17 protein-coding genes are annotated in these 19,188 nt (G+C 66.1%); 12 read left to right on the top strand and 5 right to left on the bottom strand.

What is annotated here, in order from left to right:
• Positions 1-36: 36 nt before the first annotated feature.
• Together QN315_RS04695 and QN315_RS04690 are read left to right on the top strand one after the other, a co-directional pair.
• A complete protein-coding gene (locus QN315_RS04695) occupies positions 37-1,128 on the top strand; it encodes a P1 family peptidase (RefSeq protein ID WP_323991723.1) in 1,092 nt (363 codons plus the stop codon).
• A 59-nt stretch (positions 1,129-1,187) separates the two neighbouring features.
• Positions 1,188-2,657 (top strand): APC family permease, encoded by a 1,470-nt coding sequence (locus tag QN315_RS04690; protein WP_323991722.1) that lies wholly within the window; start codon positions 1,188-1,190, stop codon positions 2,655-2,657.
• A 36-nt stretch (positions 2,658-2,693) separates the two neighbouring features.
• Here QN315_RS04690 and QN315_RS04685 read toward each other — a convergent pair whose 3' ends face one another.
• Both QN315_RS04685 and QN315_RS04680 read right to left on the bottom strand, forming a co-directional pair.
• Entirely contained in the window at positions 2,694-3,659 is a 966-nt protein-coding gene (locus QN315_RS04685) for an acyltransferase (RefSeq protein ID WP_323991721.1), read from the bottom strand.
• A gap of 292 nt (positions 3,660-3,951) precedes the next feature.
• Entirely contained in the window at positions 3,952-4,395 is a 444-nt protein-coding gene (locus QN315_RS04680; RefSeq protein ID WP_176640591.1) for an Lrp/AsnC family transcriptional regulator, read from the bottom strand.
• A 114-nt stretch (positions 4,396-4,509) separates the two neighbouring features.
• Between QN315_RS04680 and alr the strand changes: the two genes are divergently transcribed.
• The 6 genes from alr (at position 4,510) to QN315_RS04650 (ending at position 10,455) form a co-directional block, all read left to right on the top strand.
• Positions 4,510-5,637: an alanine racemase gene (alr, locus tag QN315_RS04675; protein WP_323991720.1), complete on the top strand. Its 1,128-nt coding sequence runs from the start codon at positions 4,510-4,512 to the stop codon at positions 5,635-5,637.
• Between the two features lie 41 nt (positions 5,638-5,678).
• Entirely contained in the window at positions 5,679-6,935 is a 1,257-nt protein-coding gene (locus QN315_RS04670; protein ID WP_323991719.1) for a D-amino acid dehydrogenase, read from the top strand.
• 141 nt (positions 6,936-7,076) lie between these two features.
• A complete protein-coding gene (locus QN315_RS04665) occupies positions 7,077-7,490 on the top strand; it encodes a VOC family protein (RefSeq protein ID WP_408904586.1) in 414 nt (137 codons plus the stop codon).
• 85 nt (positions 7,491-7,575) lie between these two features.
• Positions 7,576-8,415: an aminoglycoside phosphotransferase family protein gene (locus QN315_RS04660; RefSeq protein WP_323991717.1), complete on the top strand. Its 840-nt coding sequence runs from the start codon at positions 7,576-7,578 to the stop codon at positions 8,413-8,415.
• A gap of 974 nt (positions 8,416-9,389) precedes the next feature.
• Positions 9,390-10,067 carry a hypothetical protein gene (locus tag QN315_RS04655; RefSeq protein WP_323993267.1) on the top strand — a complete coding sequence of 226 codons (678 nt, stop codon included), beginning with the start codon at positions 9,390-9,392 and terminating at the stop codon, positions 10,065-10,067.
• Between the two features lie 10 nt (positions 10,068-10,077).
• Positions 10,078-10,455: a hypothetical protein gene (locus QN315_RS04650; protein WP_323991716.1), complete on the top strand. Its 378-nt coding sequence runs from the start codon at positions 10,078-10,080 to the stop codon at positions 10,453-10,455.
• 58 nt (positions 10,456-10,513) lie between these two features.
• On the opposite strand, the gene QN315_RS04645 is transcribed toward QN315_RS04650, so the two are convergent.
• The 3 genes from QN315_RS04645 to QN315_RS04635 form a co-directional block, all read right to left on the bottom strand.
• Positions 10,514-11,896: a deoxyribodipyrimidine photo-lyase gene (locus QN315_RS04645; protein WP_323991715.1), complete on the bottom strand. Its 1,383-nt coding sequence runs from the start codon at positions 11,894-11,896 to the stop codon at positions 10,514-10,516.
• 56 nt (positions 11,897-11,952) lie between these two features.
• Positions 11,953-12,903, bottom strand: a complete 951-nt coding sequence (locus tag QN315_RS04640; protein ID WP_323991714.1) for an AEC family transporter — start codon at positions 12,901-12,903, stop codon at positions 11,953-11,955.
• Between the two features lie 171 nt (positions 12,904-13,074).
• Positions 13,075-13,980, bottom strand: a complete 906-nt coding sequence (locus QN315_RS04635) for an NAD-dependent epimerase/dehydratase family protein (protein WP_323991713.1) — start codon at positions 13,978-13,980, stop codon at positions 13,075-13,077.
• A gap of 134 nt (positions 13,981-14,114) precedes the next feature.
• On the opposite strand from QN315_RS04635, the gene QN315_RS04630 reads away from it, so the two are divergent.
• The 4 genes from QN315_RS04630 to dhaM all read left to right on the top strand — a co-directional run bounded on the left by QN315_RS04630 (position 14,115) and on the right by dhaM (position 19,185).
• Entirely contained in the window at positions 14,115-15,056 is a 942-nt protein-coding gene (locus QN315_RS04630; protein WP_323991712.1) for a LysR family transcriptional regulator, read from the top strand.
• A 144-nt stretch (positions 15,057-15,200) separates the two neighbouring features.
• Positions 15,201-16,202: a dihydroxyacetone kinase subunit DhaK gene (dhaK, locus tag QN315_RS04625; protein ID WP_323991711.1), complete on the top strand. Its 1,002-nt coding sequence runs from the start codon at positions 15,201-15,203 to the stop codon at positions 16,200-16,202.
• A gap of 4 nt (positions 16,203-16,206) precedes the next feature.
• On the top strand, positions 16,207-16,833 hold the full coding sequence (gene dhaL, locus QN315_RS04620) for a dihydroxyacetone kinase subunit DhaL (protein WP_323991710.1): 627 nt from the start codon (positions 16,207-16,209) through the stop codon (positions 16,831-16,833).
• Between the two features lie 15 nt (positions 16,834-16,848).
• Positions 16,849-19,185 (top strand): dihydroxyacetone kinase phosphoryl donor subunit DhaM, encoded by a 2,337-nt coding sequence (gene dhaM, locus QN315_RS04615; RefSeq protein WP_323991709.1) that lies wholly within the window; start codon positions 16,849-16,851, stop codon positions 19,183-19,185.
• Positions 19,186-19,188: the final 3 nt, after the last annotated feature.

The raw sequence follows: 19,188 nt of genomic DNA, 5'->3' as shown, positions 1-19,188 counted from the left end.
GGCCCACGGCGCGGGCTGCGACAAGCGGAGTATCGTATGCGGCGACAATCCACGCCCGGCGGGCGCCCACGCGCCCGTGCGCTCGGCCTGCCGATGCCGGGCACGCCCGGACCGCTGAACGCGATCACCGACATTCCCGGCGTCACGGTCGGGCACACGACCCTGATCGGCGAGGCGCCGAACGGCGCGGCGATCCGCACCGGCGTGACCGTCCTGCTGCCCCGGCCGAAACCCGACCTGCTGCACCCGGTCTGGGCCGGCGCGTTTTCCATGAACGGCAATGGCGAATTGACCGGCTGCCACTGGATCCGCGAGGCTGGCTGTCTGACCGGGCCGATCGCCATCACCAACACCTGTTCGTTGGGCATCGCGCACCATGCCATCGTGCGCTGGCTGGCGCGGCGCTTCCCCGACATGGTGGGCGAGAGTTTCTGGCCGCTGCCGGTGGTGGGCGAGACATTCGACGGCTGGCTGAACGACATCGCCGGCCAGCACGTGACCGAAGACCACGTGCTGGCCGCGATCGACGGCGCCTCCGGCGGCCCGGTGGCCGAGGGCAATGTCGGCGGCGGCACCGGCATGATCGCCTATGAATTCAAGGGCGGCAGCGGCACCGCGTCGCGCCTGGTGTCGACGCGGACCGGCCCCTACACGCTGGGCGCGCTGGTGCAGGCCAATCACGGTCGTCGCCCCTGGCTGACCGTCTGCGGGGTGCCGGTCGGTCCCGCCATGCCGGAACACACGCTGTTTCCCTCCGAACGCGGTTCGCTCATCGCCATCGTCGCGACCGACGCCCCCCTGCTGCCCGTGCAGTTGCAGCGCATCGCCCGGCGCATCGCGATCGGCATGGGGCGCGGAGGTACGCCCTCGGGCAACAATTCGGGCGACATCTTCCTGGCCTTCTCCACCGCCAACGACCAGGGCGCACTGCCCGAGCCGCCGCGCCTGCGTCTCGAGGCCGTCAGCAATGACGACATGGACGCCCTGTTCCTGGCGACGGTCGAAGCAGTGGACGAAGCCATCCTCAACGCCATGCTGGGGGCCGAGACCATGACCGGCAAGGCCGGCCGCGTCGTGCACGCCATAGACCCCGCGCGCCTGCGGGCGCTGGTCCCGGGTGCCCGGTAAGACCCGCCGGACGAAAGACGAAAGACGAACAGGCACGATACGCGCAGGGAGCATGCTTGATGCCGGACGCCGAGACGCTGGATCGCCCACCCTTCGATACCGGGCCGCCGCAGGCCGTACCCGCCGGTCATCCGGCCCCCGGACACTCGACCCCCGGACACCCGGCACCCGGCGGCCTGCGCCGCAGCATGCGCCTGCCGGGGGCGCTGCTGATCGCCCTGTCCGCGATCTCGCCGGCCTCGTCGGTATTCATCATCGTGCCGGGCGTCCTGGCCACGGCCGGGTCGGGGGCGCTGCTCAGCATGGCGGCGGGGGCGGCCATCGCCTGGTGCCTGGCCTTCGTCTTCGCCGAACTGGCCTCCGCCTATCCGCTCAGCGGCGGGGAATACGCCATCGTCGGCCGGGTCGTCGGGCCGTTCTGGGGTTTCCTGGTCATGGGGGCCAGCCTGATCGGCAATTGCCTGATCCCGGCGGTGATGGCGCTGGGCCTGTCCACGTATCTGGGCGTGCTGCTGCCCGGCCTGCCGCCGGTGCCCACCGCCCTGGTCACCATCGCAATCGTCACCCTGGTCGGTATCCTCAATATCCGGACCAACGCGGTGCTCACCGGCCTGTTCCTGGTCGTTGAAATCCTGGCCCTGCTGGTCCTGGTCGCGCTGGGTTTCCTGCATGTCGCCCGGCCGCTCACTGGCCTGCTGCTGCACCCGGCGATGCCGGGCGGCACCGGCCTGGTACCGGCCTCGCCCGCCATGATCGGCATGGCGACCTCGGTCGCTCTCTTCGCCTATAACGGCTATGGCGCGGCCGTATATTTCGGCGAGGAAACCCACGATGCCGGGCGCCATATCGCCCGGGCCGTCATGTGGGCCTTCGCCATCGCCATCGCGTCGGAACTGGTTCCGGTGATCGCCATCCTGATGGGGGCGCCGGACCTGCGGGCGCTGCTGGGCGCGCGCAACATGCTGGGCGATTTCATCGCGGCGCGCGGCGGGCCGATCCTGGCCACGATGGTCAGCCTGGGCATCGCGCTGGCCATCTTCAACGCGCTGATCGCGATGATGCTGCTGGCGGCACGCATCGCCTACAGCACCGGGCGCGACCGCATCTGGCCCGCCGGCCTGTCCGGCGCGCTGACGCGCACCCACCGCAGGTTCCATTCGCCCTGGGTGGCGACCCTGGTCTGCGGGGTCATCGCGGGCCTGGCCTGCCTGGTGCCCGAGACCGCGCTGCTGGTCATCACCAGTTCCACCCTCGTCCTGATCGCCGGACTGCTCTGCGTCGCGGTCATCATGGGCCGCCATAACGGCACCACGGACCACGGCCATTACCGGATGCCGCTCTTTCCCCTCCTGCCGGCCGTCGCGCTGCTGGCCATGCTGTCCATCGTCTATACCAACTGGCTCGACCCGGTGATCGGCCGGCCCAGCCTGGCCGCCACCGGCGCGATCTGCGTGGCCTCGGCGCTCTATTACCGGCTGGTGCTGCGCCGGCGTGGCGCTTGGGTGCTGCGCGGCCCCGACGATTGTTAAAGCATGTCCACCGAATCGGTGTTCAGTAGACATGCTTTAGATTAGGCTTATTTTTGGCCTTGAGCGCGCTCGTAGGGTCAGGTCGTAATTTTGATTGTCCGGTGCTGTGGTCCGTCCGCGTACCTTTAGGCGCGATAGAGGCCGATCGACGACCACGATCAGGATATACGATAAAATCACAGAAAACACATAGACTTCCACGGCGCAGCGAAGATCGAACGCCTTGTGGAACACGACGAAATACCAAGCCAAAACAAGCGTATGTGCCAGGTATACCGGATAGGATAGGTCGCCCAATAAACCATCCAGTTTGTTCTTTCTTACGTCAATGAATGACAGAACCACCCATCCCGACACAGGAAGAGAGACATACAGGCCGTGTTCCCACGGAAAATAGGGGTATCGGAGCCAGGATACGGACAAAAGGAGCCACGCGCCAAGGCTTAGCGGGCGGTTCCTGACGAGGCATAACCAGGGCTTGAAGTGGCATAGGAGAGAACCGAAGGAGAACGCGATTAGGCACGTAGAGAAAAAGGTATAGCGCGCGGCGAAACTCTCGAGTCCAAATCCGTACGAAATATTCACGACCAGGGAGATGAAGAAAAACAGGAGCGAGAACAAAGGCGAAAACGCCATCAAGGGCATCATGGCATAGGCGGTGAATTCCGTTGCTAAGGCTCCGGACGTCGCAACCGGTAGACCGGTCGTCGGAAAAACAGTCAACAGGGTGAGTGGAGCAAGCCAGGTTCCTCGGCTTGGCATGTAAAATTGCCCATTGAACTGCGTAGGGTCAATCTTGTGGTGCCGTAAGAACACTATGGTTGCTATGCCGGCGAGAAGACAAATGTAATATAGAGGAAATATTCTTATTATTCTATTTGAGATGTAGTTCAGTATCCCCTCGACGGTGAATCCGTATTTGTCTTTAATTACTAGCGTCATGAGGAAGCCGCTCAGAACATAGAATCCCCAAACTGCATAGGCCGCGCCGCCCTGAATCATATCGTGCCAAGCATGGGAGAACAGAACCAAGCTGCATAAGAAAAATCGAAAGCTTCCCAATCCTATCCATTCTGGGAATATTTTATATAAACGCCTAGATACTGATATCATCTCTTTTATAATTCCGTATTATATACAAGTATATGATTTTTATTTCCGAAAAGGATGGCGGGCTGACATATTTGTTAATCACAAACAGACGATCTGCCCTCTCCTTACTCTTTTGGAGGGCACAGGGCAATGACGGCATTTCGTATGGCGGAGGGAGGCTATGGGATAGAACGGTAATGCGTTAACGTTGCACCACCGGCCGGATGGCGAAATTGCTCTGGATCCGTACGACCCCCGGCAGGCGCGACAGTTCTTCCTTGTGGATCCGCTCATAATCGGCCAGGTCGCGGGCCTCGACCCGCACCAGGTAATCCGCGTCCCCGGTCATCAGGTAGCATTCGCGCACATCCGCGCAATCCCGCACCCGGGCCTCGAACCGGCGCAGCGCCTCGTCGGTCAGCCGTTCCAGCGTGATCTGCACGATCACGGTGGTCATGCTGTGGGCCGACCGCTCGTCGATGATCGCGCGATAGCCGCGAATGACCCCCTGTTCCTCCAGCATCCTGACCCGCCGCAGGCATGCCGAGGGCGACAGCCCGACCCGCTGGGCGAGGTCGGCGTTGCTGATTCGCCCGTCATGCTGCAGCAGGCGCAGGATGGCTTCGGTGACGCGATCGACGATCATGATGAAATTTTCCGCCAAATTTCGTAGAATAATGCGTTAATGTGCCATATTTCGACGAATAATGCCAACAATCGGCAGGATATTTCATTACGATCCGGTATAAGCTCCTGCCTCATGACGATGTCCCTTGCTCCAGGTGCCTGGCCGGCCGATCGGGCCGGGGCCACGTTGACGATCGACCTGGCGGCGATCGCCGCCAATTATCGGCTGCTCGGCGAACGGGCGGCGGGGGCGGTGTGCGCCCCGGTGGTCAAGGCCGATGCCTACGGGCTGGGGGCTGCCCGGGTGGCGCCGGTGCTGGAGGCGGCCGGCGCGCGGGATTTCTTCGTCGCCCATGTCGATGAAGGCATCGCCCTGCGCCGGTATGTCTCGCCGGATGTGAAGATCACCATCCTGCACGGCCCGCGCCCCGGCGCGGTGGATGATTGCGTTCGGCACGATCTGCGTCCGGTCCTGAACAGCATGGAACAACTGGCCTCATGGCGACAGGCCGCCGGCCGCCATGGACGGCGGCTCGCGGCCGCGTTGCAGGTCGATAGCGGCATGTCGCGCTTCGGCCTGTCGCCGCACGACGTGCGCGCCATCGCCGCCGACCGGTCGCTGCTCGCCGGCATCGACACGGACCTGGTCATCAGCCACCTGGCCTGCGCGGACGACCCGGCCAATCCCGCCAGCGCCGCGCAGCGCGCGCAGTTTCGCCATCTGGCCTCCATGCTGCCCCGGGCGCCGCTCAGCCTCGCCGCCTCGTCGGGGATCTTCCTGGGAGAGGGATATCATTTCGACCTGGTGCGCCCGGGGGCGGCGCTGTACGGCGTGGCCCCCACCGCCGCCGCGCCCAACCCGCTGCATCCGGTCGTGCGGCTGCGCGCCCATGTGATGCAGATCCGCGACATCGCGCCGGGCGACGGCGTCGGCTACGGGCTGACCTATCGTGCGGCCGCGCCACGCCGGATCGCCACCATCGCCACCGGCTATGCCGACGGCTTCGCGCGCCAGGGCGCGTCGCGGGGCTGCGCGTGGCTGGATGATATCCGCCTGCCGGTGGTCGGACGCATTTCGATGGATTCGCTTGCCCTCGACATCTCGGACGTGCCGGATTCCCGCCTGTCGCCGGACATGACGGTCGATCTGATCGGCCCGCGCCGTGGCGTCGATGCGGTGGCCGAAGCCGCCGGCACGATCGGGTACGAAATCCTTACCGCGCTGGGCCATCGCTATCATCGCGACTATATCGCGGCCTGAACGCCCTTCGGCTCCCTTCCTTTCCGAAAGCATCGTCACGCATGAAAATCATCGTTCTCGGCAGCGGCGTGGTCGGCGTCACCTCCGCCTGGTACCTGGCCCAGGCGGGGCATGAGGTCACGGTCATCGACCGCCAGCCCGAAGCCGGGATGGAAACCAGCTTCGCCAATGCGGGGCAGGTCTCGCCGGGCTATTCCGCGCCGTGGGCCGGGCCGGGCGTGCCGCTGAAAGCGTTGAAATGGCTGATGATGTCCTATCGGCCCTTCGTCTTCTGGCCGATGCCGGACCCGCATCTGTGGACCTGGCTGGTACAGATGCTGGAAAATTGCACGACCGCCGCCTATGCCCGCAACAAGGGCCGGATGGTGCGGCTGGCGGAATATTCGCGCGACGTCATGCGCGACCTGCGGGCCGATACCGGCATCACCTATGACGACCGGCAACAGGGCACGCTGCAGATCTTCCGCACGCAAAAGCAGCTCGACGCCGCGGCCGGCGACATCCGGGTGCTGCAACGATACGGCGTGCCGTACGAGGTCCTGGACGCGGCGGGCTGCGTCCGGGCCGAGCCCGGGCTGGTCGACACGGCGCATAAATTCGTGGGCGGCCTGCGCCTGCCGGGGGACGAGACGGGCGATGCCTTCCTGTTCACCCAGCGCCTGGCGGCGATGGCGGCGCAGGCCGGGGTCGATTTCCGCTACGGCACCACCATCCGGGCACTGCGCGAGGAGGGCGGCCGGATTTCGGGCGTCGTCACCGATCGCGGCACGCTCACGGCCGACGCCTATGTGCTGGCGCTGGGCAGCTACTCGCCCGCGCTGGTGCGCAAGCTGGGGATCGACCTGCCGATCTATCCGGTCAAGGGCTATTCGCTGACGGCCAGGATCGTGAACGAGGCCCGCGCCCCGGTCTCGACCATCATGGACGAAACCTTCAAGATCGCCATCACCCGCCTCGGCCAGCGGATCCGCATCGGCGGCACCGCCGAACTGGCGGGCTTCAGCACCAGCCTTCGCGCGCCGCGCCGCGCCACCCTGGCCCACTCGGTCACCGATTTGTTTCCCGGCGGCGGCGACATCGCCGGCGCCACCTTCTGGACCGGCCTGCGCCCCATGACCCCCGACGGCACCCCGATCATCGGCCGCACCGGCATCGACAATTTGTTCCTCAATACCGGCCACGGTACCCTGGGCTGGACCATGGCCTGCGGCTCGGCCCGGGTCCTGGCCGACCTGCTCTCCGGCCGCATGCCCGAGATCCCGCACGAGGATCTGGGCGTCGTGCGCTACGGGCAGTAGCGGTGGCTGCCGGCATGGGGCAGGATGCGCCCGGGTTCCATGTCGGCATATGCTCCTCATTCAAGGTGCAGACCCAGTTTATGATTTCTTGAAAGAAAACGACGAGCAAGAGCGGACATCAAGACGATAGCGAGGTCGGCGATGGGCATAACCGGGTTGAGCCATATCACCCTAGCGGTGGCTGAAGTGGAGCGGTCTCTGACCTTCTATCGCGACGTTCTCGGTTGCACGGTACGAGCCCTCTGGGCCGATGGCGCGTATCTTGAAGCTGGGTCGATCTGGCTTTGTTTATCCCGTGACGATAATGTTCCATCATCCCCGCGCCAGGATTATACCCATATCGCCTTTACCGTTTCCGAGACGGAATACGCTCTTATAAGCGAACGGCTCATGATTGAATCCATCATCTGGAAGGACAATAAAAGCGAGGGAGACTCGATATATTTCCTTGATCCGGACGGGCATAAACTTGAGATTCACATGGGGTCTCTTGAGACCAGGCTGTCTCATTACCGCGAGAACCCTTCAAAAGCTGTGCGCGTGTTCGATGTGTGACGATTATCGCCTCATGGCGGCCGATAGCCATATCAGATTCCAGTCCCGGTAGCAGACATGAACGCAAGGAGCAGTCCTGAGAAAAATGACGAAAATTCCCGAGGACGTCGCCGTCAAAACCGCCCGTTATTTGTCCGAGTGGGGTTTGACAGAAGATGGGAGACCGGCCGTGACGGCGACCTCATATCTGTTTCCGGTTGTTCACGCCGGAACACAGGCTATCTTGAAAATCTCAGCCGACACAGATGAATGCAGAGGCAACGCACTTATGGCCTGGTGGGATGGTAGCGGTGCTGCGCCCGTCATCAATCACGATCGAAATGCGATATTGCTGGAACGCGCTATGGGGCCAGGCTCGCTTGCTCAACTATCTCTGGCCGGCGATGATGACGACGCAACACGAATAATTTGTGTAGTGGCAGCACAACTGCATTCACACAGGGCGCCATGTACGCCGGATATACTTCCCTTGGAAGATTGGTTTGACGATTTACACCGCTTTGATGCTACGGCTGAAACCTGGCTAACAGACTGTGCGCATGAGGCCCGGAATCTTCTTGCTGAGCAAGCTGACCACACTATTTTGCATGGTGATTTACATCACGGGAATATTCTTGATTTTGGACCGAAAGGGTGGTTGGCGATTGATCCGAAAGGGCTCCGCGGTGAACGAGCGGCTGACTTTGCGGCTCTCTTTCTGAATCCTGATCTCGCTGAGCCAGATGGTCGCCACGTTACTGCCTCATCGCATTTTGTGTGCAGGGTTCAACTTGTTTCTACTCTGGCAGGCCTTGATCCCATTCGGCTGCTGCGTTGGATACGCGCCTGGAGCGCCCTTTCTGCGGTTTGGTTTCTGGAAGATGGCCTCACTCCGCTGGTGCAACGTCAGATCGTCGATCTGGCAAGCACGGCTCTTGAACGCTGAACGGCAAGAGGGCGGCTCACGCCTCGTCCATGCCGGACATCAATCCTTGCCGACATCCCCGACACGCCCCCAACCTCCGCGCGATCCACGCCATGATCGCCGAAGGTGCGTCCGGGCCGAGCCGGGCTGATCGACACGGCGCAAGAATTCGTGGGCAGTCTGCGCGGCCCGGCACTGTCGGGTCGCCGTAGCAGCGCAGAGGACAAGATATCGAATTTGTAGAAATATTTCAGTAATTATTGTTCTATCATAAATAAATATTCAAAAAAATCAGAAATATAATTGTAAATTTTTGAGGAAAATTCATCTCCCCGTCTCCAGCCAAGACGAATCGATGCATAGGGAGAAATCTACACCTCGTGCCCTCTTGACGACGCAAAAATCTCTTCCAATCTTCTCTCCGCCAGACGCCACCGGGTCTGGCATCGGTTGTGTGATCGGAAAACTGGGATCCATGTTGCTTTGATTGGAGGATGTGGATGTCGAAGCTGAAAGGACTCTATTTTCGCTATCGCCGCTCCCTGCGTATGACCGCCCGGAGATGGCGCAATCGACTGGAAGGAGGCGCGTCATGGTAACGCGTCCCTTCTTTGGCGACGACCCGCTGGCAGAGCGTATCCTCATGGTGTTTCGGCGCCTCGGCCATGACGGAAGAGGCGTTACCCTGACGTCCCTGGCGGCGCATACGGGCATACCCGGGATCAGACTCCGCGCCACGCTGGAACGCCTGATCGAGACCGGAGCGGTCGTATCTGCCGGATGTGACCCTCTGGCCTCGGATCTCGCATTCCGTCTGCCTTTGCATGCAAGGGCGGCACCGCCGGTGCCGGTGGCAGCATAAGGCACGGAGCGCGTCCCGGATCGGAAGCGTCCCTCTCGACCGGACTTGTCGTCCTGGTCGGGACGCATGGTGGAACGAGGCGGCGGCCTTCGGTTGCGGGGTCTCTCACTGAGAGACCCCGCGTTTGAGCGCCATGAATCGAAACAGCGAGAGCAAGGAGATGTCGAGCCTTATCCATTTTCTCAACCTGACGGCGTTTCAACAATATTGGCGTCGTCGTTCCTCTACGTACCGGTCATCGGGGGTGATGCGGTCAATACGGCTGTATCAAGGTGAAAACGCAGACCGGAATGAACTGGTATGCAAGCAGGCCCGGCGTCTCAGCGAAGAGAAAGGATCACGCTTCGCGACCAGCCTCGTCCTGATGCTGCTGTTCGGAACCGTTGCGCCGGCACATGCTCAGTCTCTGCATGATGCACTCTCGTGCGAGGTGGAGACTCAGCCCATCGACATCGCATCCATGTCGTTACCGCGAGCCGTTCAGACATTGACCCGGCAGACCGGGTGTCCGGTCCTGGTCGACCCTTCCTTGCTGGCAGGGCGGAATGCGGCGGCGGTGAAGGGAGTATACACGGCCCGGAACGCTCTGATGCATCTGTTCGGTGCCGCGCATGTGGACGTCGCCACCACCATTTCCGGTCTGACCGTCAGTCCCCTGGACGCGCAGGCTCTGGCTTCGGACGACGCCCGGCAGAGGCCGGATGACAGCGCGGTCGCGACGTCGCGGCTATCCCGCGCAGCACCGCATGCACCATTGAACCGCAGCGCGACGAGATCGCAAGGCGCGGTCTCTTCTCACGAGCCAGTCTGAGGAGTGTGTCGTGACCCTTCATGCCTATACCCAGAACGGGAGCACGATGCCCCCGGCATTTCAGATCAACGCCGATCTGTCTGTTCTGCTGGCCGACTATCTGGGCGATGGCGAGCAGGATCGGGGATATGCAGCCTTGATGCGTCGGGCTGCTGACCATGGGATTTACGACCGGGTCGCCCGCTGGAGAACATCGCCAAACCCGGACGCAACGACGGTGGCGGTAGTACGGACATTGCTGCCCGCGACGGACCGCATGCATATGGCGGACATTCTTGCCCTGTCGGTGGACTCTCTCGAACAGCAACTGACTGTCGCATTGCCAAAAGCCGTGCGGGAGCATGCAAGGACGCTGTCCTGTCGTCTGCCGCGCTGGCATCGGGTTTAAGCGGAGGCCGTGGGCCGGAAGAGCCTACGGCTCCGTCATCGTCCGGTGGCATCCGATGTCAAATCGTCTTCCAGGCTTTAAGGGCACGTTCACGTGCCATGCGATGATCGACGATGGGAGCTGGATAGTTGTCGGGGCGGCCGGAGATCCAGGGCGCATGGATGGCGTCGGCAGGAAGATGGGTAAGTTCGGGAACCCAGCGGCGAATATAGTCCCCGCCAGGATCGAAAGTCCGGGACTGGAGAAGCGGGTTCATAATTCGGAAATAGGGCGCAGCGTCCACGCCCGTTCCGGCACTCCACTGCCAGTTCATCGGGTTGCTGGCCGGGTCGTGATCGACCAGCGTGTCCGCGAACCATCGCTCTCCCTCACGCCAGTCGATAAGCAGGTGCTTGACCAGAAAGGAGGCGACGACCATCCGGACCCGGTTATGCATCCAGCCGCTATGCCATAATTCACGCATCCCGGCATCGATCAGGGGATACCCTGTCCGGCCTTGCTGCCATGCCGCCAATTCGCCGGGACTGTCGCGCCACGGCATCGCGTCGAATTCCGGCCGTAAATTTCGCGTCGCCATATCCGGCGTGGAGTACAGGACCGACCATGCGAACTCTCTCCATCCCAGCTCGGTCAGAAACTTTTCGGCATAAGCGCCGCGCATCGCCGCATCCCATATCCGGCCGGGGCTGAGATGGCCGAACCTCAGAAAGGGCGAGAGCCGGGACGTCCTGTCCTTTGCAGGGAAATCCCGCTCGGCAGCGTAGCGTGCCAGGTCGTATTGCAGGAAGGCGGCGAGCCGGTCCCGGGCACTCTCTTCGCCTGGTGTCCATGTTTCGTGCAGCCCGCCCGCCCAGTCCGGATGCGCGGGGCGCAATCCGTACCGCATGTCCTTTACGGTCAGGTGGTCGAGTGCCGGGGAAAGGCGCGCGAAGACGAGTTTTTCGGGCGCCGGATGAAGGAAAATCGCGGGAGGAAGCGCGCGGGCGGCGCGCCAGAATGCTGTAAAGATTTTATAGGGCTGACAGGAACGTGTGCGGACGGTCCAAGGTTCATGCAAAAGTGCCCCGGAAAAGCTCCGGACCGTGATTCCCTTTGCGTTCAGCATGGTCTCCACGGCGGTGTCCGTCTTTCGCCCTTGGGGATCGTAGCGGCGATTCCAGAACACGGCGCCGGCACCCGTCGCCTGGACGATGGCCGCAAGGACTTTCAGGGCCGGACCGCGAAACACGTGAAGCGCGCCTCCTTTTTTATGGAGGCTTTCGTCAAGCGACCGGATCGCACCGTGCAGCCACCATCGCGCCGCAGCGCCGGGCAGGCGGTCGTCGTCAAGAACAGCGATGCATAAAACCGGCTGACCGCGCCTTTCCGCTTCATGAAGCGCCAAATTGTCCGAGATGCGGAAATCCTCCCGGAACCACATGATCGTCGGAGATTGGATCATGACGGCATGGTACGAAGCCGGTTTCTTCTGCGCAAGCGATCCTTAGGCCGTCGCCCTCAATGCGCCGCGATCCATGCCATGATCGCCGAAATCGAAACCATCGAAAGCAACGTCGAGGTCAGGATGGCGCGGCTGGCGACGTCGGCTTCGCGCTGATAGAGGCGGGCGAGCATGAAGGGGCCAGTGCCGGTGGGCAGGGCGCTGAGGACCAGGGCCTGGTTCGCCCAGGCCGGGTCGATGCGAAACACGCCGAACACCAGCAGCGCCGTCAGCGCGGGCTGGACCAGCATCTTCAGCCCGACCACCCGCGCCACCGCGCCGAGGGGCGCGCTTCTTCCGCTGGTCTCCGCTAGGAACAGCCCGATCGTGACCAGCGCGCACGGGCTGGTCGCCGCCCCAAGCAGGCTGGCCAGTTGCTGCGCCGCCGCCGGCAGGCCCAGGCCGGACAGATTGACCGCCGCCCCGGCCAGCGGCGAGAACACCAGCGGGTTGCGCAGCAGCGCCAGGCCCACCCGCGCCAGCAATTGCAGCGTGCTGCGCCCGGCCAGTTCCTCCAGCTCGACCAGCGCGATGGCGACGGCGAACAGGCCGCAGACCGTCACCAGGGTCGCAATCACCACCGCGGGCAGGGCGGACGGCCCGAACAGGCCCAGGCACAGCGGCAGACCCATGAAGGCGGTATTGGCATAGCCCGCCGTCAGCCCCTCGATCGCCGCGCCGGACAGCCGGTGCATGCGGTCGGCCGGGCGAAACCAGTCGAACATCCAGCCCAGGGCGAAGGTCGCCAGCGTCGCCAGCGTGAAGGCGACGGCAAAGCCCGGATGGTCGATCTGCGCCCGCGTGACCTGCGCCGTGCTCAGGAACAATTCGGCCGGCAGCGCCAGCCGGATCACGAACCGGTTCAGGATGTCCGTCGCCCCCTGGCCCAGCCAGTTCTGCCGCGCCGCGACGAAGCCGATCAGGATCAGGCCGAAGATCGGCAGAAGAACGGAAAGAATAGCATGCATGATTCGGCCATGCCATGCGGGGAAAGGCCGGTCAATGGACGGGATGATGCTGTAATCGCACTTATTCCGCCACGTCTTGCCCCACATCTTCCCCCATATCGGCCCCCCATATCGGGCCGGAAACGACAGGCGGCGGCAGCCGCGCTGCCGCCGCCCTGGGTCACAAGCGCGTCAGCCGCGTTCCATGTCCCGTTTCATGTCCCGTTCCACCCAGTCGATGACGGAGCCGCGCGTCGGCGCCCAGCCCAGGTCGCGTCGCGCCTTGCCGGCGCGCACGCGGCTGTTCGACCCCAGCGCGAACACCGCCAGTTCGCGCCCCCACCGCGCGACGGCATCCGCCGCCGGCCAGGATTGCGCCGGCCCCAGCCCCAGCGCCCGGCCGATGGCCCCCACCAGCGCGCCGAAGGATTCCTCGCCGTTCTCGACATAATAGAAACTGCCGGCCGGCGCCTTTTCCAGCGCCAGCAGGTACAGGTCCGTCATGTCGGCGATATGCACGTTCGACCAGATATTCAGGCCCCGCCCGATATAGCGCGGAATGCCGCTTTCCCGCGCCTGGGCCACCAGCGGCGGAATCTGCACGCTTTGCGCCGGCGCGCCCAGCGTGTTGCCGTAGATCAGGCTGTTGCACAGCACGATCGTGCGGATCTCGGGCGCCGCATCCAGGATCAGCCTGTTCAGCGCCACCCGGTGTTCCTTGTCGGGCTCGGGCGTGACCGGCGTGTCCTCGGTAAAGATCCTGTCGGACGGCTCGCCCATCGCCTCGTCGCCCACCAGGCTGGTCCCGCTGGTATGGATGAAGGGCTTGCCGCCGCCCGAACCGGCCAGCAGGGCCTCGACCGCGCCCTGGTGGTCGCTGTCGGCGGCATTGATGACGGCATCGGCGGCCCGCGCCTCGGCCGTCAGCAGCGCCGCGTCGTCCAGCGTGCCGATCACCGGAATGACCCCGTGGGCCCGCACGGCGTCCGCCTTGGCCGGGGCGCGGACCAGGCCGCGCACCTCATGGCCCCGGCCGGCCAGCACGGCCGCCACCGAACCGCCGATATAGCCGCTGGCACCGGTCACGAAAATCTTCATGCTGTTCTCCTGCTTGGGATCGCTCTTCCGCCACTCTGTCCGGCGGGCGGCCCCTTGATAATCCGTCCGTGTCGCACATGATCTGTGATCGGATTTCACAGAAGGGACGGAAGGGATGGGCATGGATAACGGGCGTGGATAATCGGGCCGGCGAGATGATGGCCTTCGCCCGCGTGGTCGCCGCCGGCAGCTTTTCCGAGGCGGCGCGGCAGATGCGCATGACGCCGTCGACGATCAGCAAGCTGGTCGCGCGGATCGAGGCACGGCTGGGCGTGCGCCTGGTCGAACGCTCGACCCGGCGGCTGTCCCTGACCGACGAGGGACGGCTCTATTACGAACTCAGCGCCGCCCTGCTGGCCGAACTGGACGCGATCGAGGGCGAACTGGCCCAGGGCGCGCGCCATGCGGGCGGGACGGTGCGGATCAACGCCTCGGTGGCGTTCGGCACGCTCGGGATCGAGCCCCTGCTGCCCGCGTTCTGGCAGGCCTATCCCAACATCGTCATCGACCTCTCGCTGTCCGACGACATCGCCGACCTGTACCTGGACCGCACGGACATCGCGTTCCGCGTCGGTCCGCTGGCGGATTCCGGCCTGGTGGCGCGCCGGCTGGGCAGTGCCCGGCGCGTGATCGTCGCCTCGCCCCTCTACCTGGCCCGGCACGGCACGCCCCGGACGGTCGCCGATCTCGACGGACATAATTGCCTGGGCTTCAATTTCCGCCGCGCGGCGCCGGTCTGGCCGCTGCGCCAGGACGGGCGGATCGTGGACCGCAGCGTCGGCGGCACGCTGCTGGCCAATAACGGCCCCAGCGTGCATCGCATGGCGCTGGCCGGAGTCGGCCTGGCGCGGCTGGCCGATTTTGATGTCTGCGCCGATATCCGCGCCGGCCGCCTGGTCGAAATCCTGGCCGACGCCGGACAGGGCGAGACCGAGGACATTCATGCCCTGTCGCTGGGCGGCCCGCACATGCCCTATCGCATCAGGCTGTTTCTGGACTTCATGGCGCCGCGCCTGCAGGCCTTCCTGCGCGACAACGCCCTCGATCGGCAGCCGGCCCCGCTCACCGTGTCGTAATCGCCGGAAACCCGGGCGCGGTCGCATGGTTTACCAATATGGGCGCCCGAGCCCGCGAAAAACGGGGCCGCCGAACGAAGCCCCGAAGAAGGGGCCCCGAAGAAGAAGCGCTGAAGGCCGGAGACGGCGCTTCGGAGAACCGGCATGAAGAAGCTGATCAACGCCCCCGAACAGGTGGTGACCGAGGCCCTCCAGGGCATGGCGGCGGCCTATCCGGATCTGCTGAAGGTGAATCTGGACCCCGACTTCATCATCCGGGCCGACGCGCCGGTGCCGGGCAAGACGGCGCTGGTCTCGGGCGGCGGCTCGGGGCATGAACCGATGCATGGCGGCTTTGTCGGGCTGGGCATGCTGGACGCGGCCTGTCCCGGCGCGGTGTTCACCAGCCCGACCCCGGACCAGATCCTGGCGGCGACCCGGGCGGTGACCGGCCCGCTGGGCGCGCTGCATATCGTCAAGAACTATACCGGCGACGTCATGAATTTCGAAATGGCGGCCGAACTGGCGAAAGAGGACGGGATTCCGGTCGAATCCGTCCTCATCGACGACGACGTGGCGGTCACGGATTCTCTCTATACCGCCGGGCGGCGTGGCGTCGGCGGCACGGTGCTGGCCGAGAAGATCTGCGGCGGCGCGGCCGAGGCCGGCGCCGACCTGCCGTCGCTGGTCCGCCTGTGCCGCGAGGTCAACGCCAATGTCCGCTCGATGGGCGCTGCGCTGACGCCCTGCACCGTGCCGCAATCCGGGCGGCCCAGCTTCGAGCTGGCCGGGAACGAGATCGAATTCGGCATCGGCATCCATGGCGAGCCCGGCCGCCGGCGCATCCCGCTGGAAAGCGCCGACCGCATCGCCGAGATGCTGATGGCGCCCATTCTCGCCGACCTGCCGTTCCGTCGCAACGACCCGGTGCTGCTGTTCGTCAACGGGCTGGGCGGCACGCCGCTGATCGAACTCTATATCGTCTATCGCGCCGCGCACCGCATCGCCGCCGCGCACGGGTTGCAGATCGTCCGCTCGCTGGTCGGCTCGTACATCACCAGCCTGGAGATGGCCGGCACGTCGATCACCCTGCTGCGCCTGACCGAGGACATGCTGCGCCATTGGGACGCGCCCTGCCTGACGCCGGCACTGCGCTGGGGGGCGTGATCCGATGCAGGCGCAGCAGGCGGATGACGTCGTCTTTTTGTGCGACTGGCTGCGCCGCGCGGCGCAGGCCATCGAGGAACGGCGCGACGTGCTCTCGGCGCTGGACGCGGCGATCGGCGACGGCGATCATGGGGCGAACATGGCGCGCGGCTTCCGCGCCGTCGCCGAGAAGCTGCGCGACCCGCCGTCCGACGCGGCCTCGCTGTTCCGGCTGGTCGGCATGACCCTGATCGGCTCGGTCGGCGGCGCCTCGGGGCCGCTCTACGGCACGCTGTTCCTGGACATGGGCAAGGCGGCCAGGGGCGTCCCGGTGCTGGATGCGGCCGCCTGGCATGCGCTGCTGTCCGCCGGCGTGGCGGGTGTCGCCGCGCGCGGCAAGGCGGCGGCCGGCGACAAGACCATGCTGGATGCCCTGATCCCGGCGGCGGCGGCCCTGTCGGGGACCGACAGCGTGCGCAAGGCCCTGGCCAGGGCCGCCGATGCCGCGCGCAAGGGCGCGGACGCGACGATCCCGATGGTCGCCCGCAAGGGGCGGGCCAGCTATCTGGGCGAACGCTCGGCCGGCCACATGGATCCGGGCGCCGCGTCCTCGGCGCTGCTGCTGTCCATGCTGGCCGAAACGGCGGCCTGACATGATGGTCCCGGCATGATCGCGGCGGACATGGCGGCCCCGCCCACGGCGCCGGTCGCCCTGCTGCTGGTGTCGCACAGCGCGGCCCTGGCCGAGGCGACCGAAACGCTGGTCCGGCAGATGACCGGCACGCGCGTCGCCGTCGCGCGCGCCGCCGGCGCCGGCCCGGACGGGCGCGAGCTGGGCACCGACCCGCTGGCCATCGTCGCCGCGATCGAGGCCCTGCCCGAAACCTGCCGCGCCATCGTCGTGCTGATGGATATCGGCAGCGCCCTGCTGAGCGCCGACATGGCGCGCGACATGGTGCCGGATGCGCTGCGCGCCAAATTGTACCTCTCGCCCGCGCCCTTCGTCGAAGGCGCGCTGGCGGCCGCGACGGCGGCCGGCGCCGACCTGCCGGTGGCGCGGATCCTGGCCGAGGCCGCGAACGCGCTGGGCGCGAAACACGCCGATATCGGGCCGCCCCAGGAGGCGCCGCCGCCCATTGCCGCCACGGCGCGCCGCCAGGTCGTCATCGCCGACCCCGCCGGCCTCCATTTGCGCCCGGCGGCATCCATCGTCGCGACGGCGGCGCGTTATGATGCGGATATCCGCCTGACGGTGAACGGGCGCAGCGCCCGGGGGGACAGCCTGACGGCGCTGCTGACCCTGGACGCCACGGGCGGCGCGACCTGCGTGATCGAGGCCGCGGGCCCGCAAGCCGACGGCGCGGCGGCGGCCCTGGCGGCCGTGCTGGCCCAGGCGCCCGCCCAGGAGTCGGTCCAGGAGCCCGCCCAGGCACCGCTTTCCGCGCCGGCCGCCGAAGGGTTCCCTTCATCCGCGCCCGCCGGGGCGGTTCCGGTCTCGCCCGGCCGGGTGACCGGGCCGCTGCATGTCGTCCGCCGCGCGATGCCGGCCATCCCCGACCACCCGGCCCAGGACCGCGACGCGGCGCGGCAGCGCCTGCAGGCGGCGATCGACGCCGCCTTCGCGCAACTCGGCGCCGGGCCGCCCATCATGGTGGCGCAGGCCGCGCTGCTGCGCGACCCGGCACTGACCGACCCCGCTTTCCTGGCGATCCGGCAGGACGGGCTGAACGAGGCCGCGGCCTGGTGGCGCGCGGTCACGGCGGCCCAGGCCCGCTATGACGCGCTCAGCGCGCCCTATCTGCGCGCCAGGGGGCAGGACGTGGCGGAAATCGGACGCGCGGTGCTGTGGCACCTGGTGCCCGAAAGCGCGCGGCCGGGTCCGGCCATCCCCGACACGCCCTGCATCCTGCTGGTCGATGCGCTGTCGGCGGCCGAGGCCGCGTCGCTGCCGGCCTCGGTCATCGGCGTGCTGGACCGGCAGGGCGGCGCGACCAGCCACGCCGCGATCCTGCTGCGCGGCGCCGGCATTCCCGCCCTGGCCGGCGTGATGCTGGACGGCACGCCCCGCACCGTCGCCTTCGACGGCGCGACGGGCGAGATCGTGGCCGACCCCGATGCCGCGACCGCCGCGCGTTTCGCGCAGCGCGTCGCGGGCGCGCTGTCCGACGGCCCCGCCAGCGTGGCCCTGCGCGACGGCACGATGCTGGAATTCTGGGCCAATATCGGCAGCGTGCGCGACAGCATGGCGGCCGCCGCCGCCGGGGTGGCGGGCGCGGGCCTGGTGCGCACCGAATTCCTGTTCCTCGACCGGCCCGACGCGCCGTCCGAGGCCGAACAGCAGGACCGGATCGCCGCCCTGCTGGCACCGCTGGCCGGCCGCCCGGTCGTGCTGCGCGTCCTGGATGCCGGGGCGGACAAGCCCATGCCCTTCCTGGCCCTGGCGCATGAGGACAATCCGGCGCTGGGCGTACGCGGCCTGCGGGCGCTGCTGCGCCGTCCGGATTTCTTCCGCGCCCATCTGCGTGCGATCCTGCGGGCCGGGGTCGGCATGGATCTGCGCATCATGATGCCGATGGTCACCGTCGCCGACGAAATGCGCGCCGCCCGCGCCCTGGTGGCCGAAACCTGCCGCGCGCTCGCGGTCCCCGTCCCGCCGGTCGGCGCGATGATCGAGGTCCCGGCCGCCGCGCTGCGGGTGCGCGACCTGGTGGAAGGCTGCGATTTCTTTTCGATCGGCACCAACGACCTGACGCAATATGTCATGGCGGCCGAACGCGGGCAGCAGGCGCTGGCCGCCTTCGCCGACGCGGCGCATCCGGCGGTGCTGGACCTGTGCGCGCATGTGGTGGCCCAGGCGGCGGGCCGGCCGGTCTCGGTCTGCGGCGAGGCCGCGGGCGATCCCCGCACGGCGCGGCTGCTGGTCGAGGCCGGGATACGGCGCCTGTCGATGGGCGTCGCGCGCCTGGCGCCGGTGCGGACGTGCTTCGCCACCGGGCTGCCCTGATCG

The organism is Nguyenibacter sp. L1, from assembly GCF_035199985.1.
GTDB classification, from domain to species: domain Bacteria; phylum Pseudomonadota; class Alphaproteobacteria; order Acetobacterales; family Acetobacteraceae; genus Gluconacetobacter; species Gluconacetobacter vanlangensis.
The sequence above is the reverse complement of the archived record's forward strand: the minus strand, read 5'-3'. Positions and strand labels throughout refer to the sequence as shown.

Excerpts from the sequence above, each read along its gene's own strand:
- QN315_RS04645 (WP_323991715.1), bottom strand. The coding sequence starts at position 11,896 with ATGATCCAATCTCCGACGATCATGTGGTTCCGGGAGGATTTCCGCATC.
- QN315_RS04680 (WP_176640591.1), bottom strand. The coding sequence starts at position 4,395 with ATGATCGTCGATCGCGTCACCGAAGCCATCCTGCGCCTGCTGCAGCAT.
- QN315_RS04685 (WP_323991721.1), bottom strand. The coding sequence starts at position 3,659 with ATGATTCAGGGCGGCGCGGCCTATGCAGTTTGGGGATTCTATGTTCTG.
- QN315_RS04660 (WP_323991717.1), top strand. The coding sequence starts at position 7,576 with ATGACGAAAATTCCCGAGGACGTCGCCGTCAAAACCGCCCGTTATTTG.
- QN315_RS04670 (WP_323991719.1), top strand. The coding sequence starts at position 5,679 with ATGAAAATCATCGTTCTCGGCAGCGGCGTGGTCGGCGTCACCTCCGCC.
- QN315_RS04655 (WP_323993267.1), top strand. The coding sequence starts at position 9,390 with ATGAATCGAAACAGCGAGAGCAAGGAGATGTCGAGCCTTATCCATTTT.
- QN315_RS04665 (WP_408904586.1), top strand. The coding sequence starts at position 7,077 with ATGGGCATAACCGGGTTGAGCCATATCACCCTAGCGGTGGCTGAAGTG.
- QN315_RS04690 (WP_323991722.1), top strand. The coding sequence starts at position 1,188 with ATGCCGGACGCCGAGACGCTGGATCGCCCACCCTTCGATACCGGGCCG.
- dhaL (WP_323991710.1), top strand. The coding sequence starts at position 16,207 with ATGCAGGCGCAGCAGGCGGATGACGTCGTCTTTTTGTGCGACTGGCTG.
- dhaM (WP_323991709.1), top strand. The coding sequence starts at position 16,849 with ATGATCGCGGCGGACATGGCGGCCCCGCCCACGGCGCCGGTCGCCCTG.
- QN315_RS04640 (WP_323991714.1), bottom strand. The coding sequence starts at position 12,903 with ATGCATGCTATTCTTTCCGTTCTTCTGCCGATCTTCGGCCTGATCCTG.
- dhaK (WP_323991711.1), top strand. The coding sequence starts at position 15,201 with ATGAAGAAGCTGATCAACGCCCCCGAACAGGTGGTGACCGAGGCCCTC.
- QN315_RS04695 (WP_323991723.1), top strand. The coding sequence starts at position 37 with ATGCGGCGACAATCCACGCCCGGCGGGCGCCCACGCGCCCGTGCGCTC.
- alr (WP_323991720.1), top strand. The coding sequence starts at position 4,510 with ATGACGATGTCCCTTGCTCCAGGTGCCTGGCCGGCCGATCGGGCCGGG.
- QN315_RS04635 (WP_323991713.1), bottom strand. The coding sequence starts at position 13,980 with ATGAAGATTTTCGTGACCGGTGCCAGCGGCTATATCGGCGGTTCGGTG.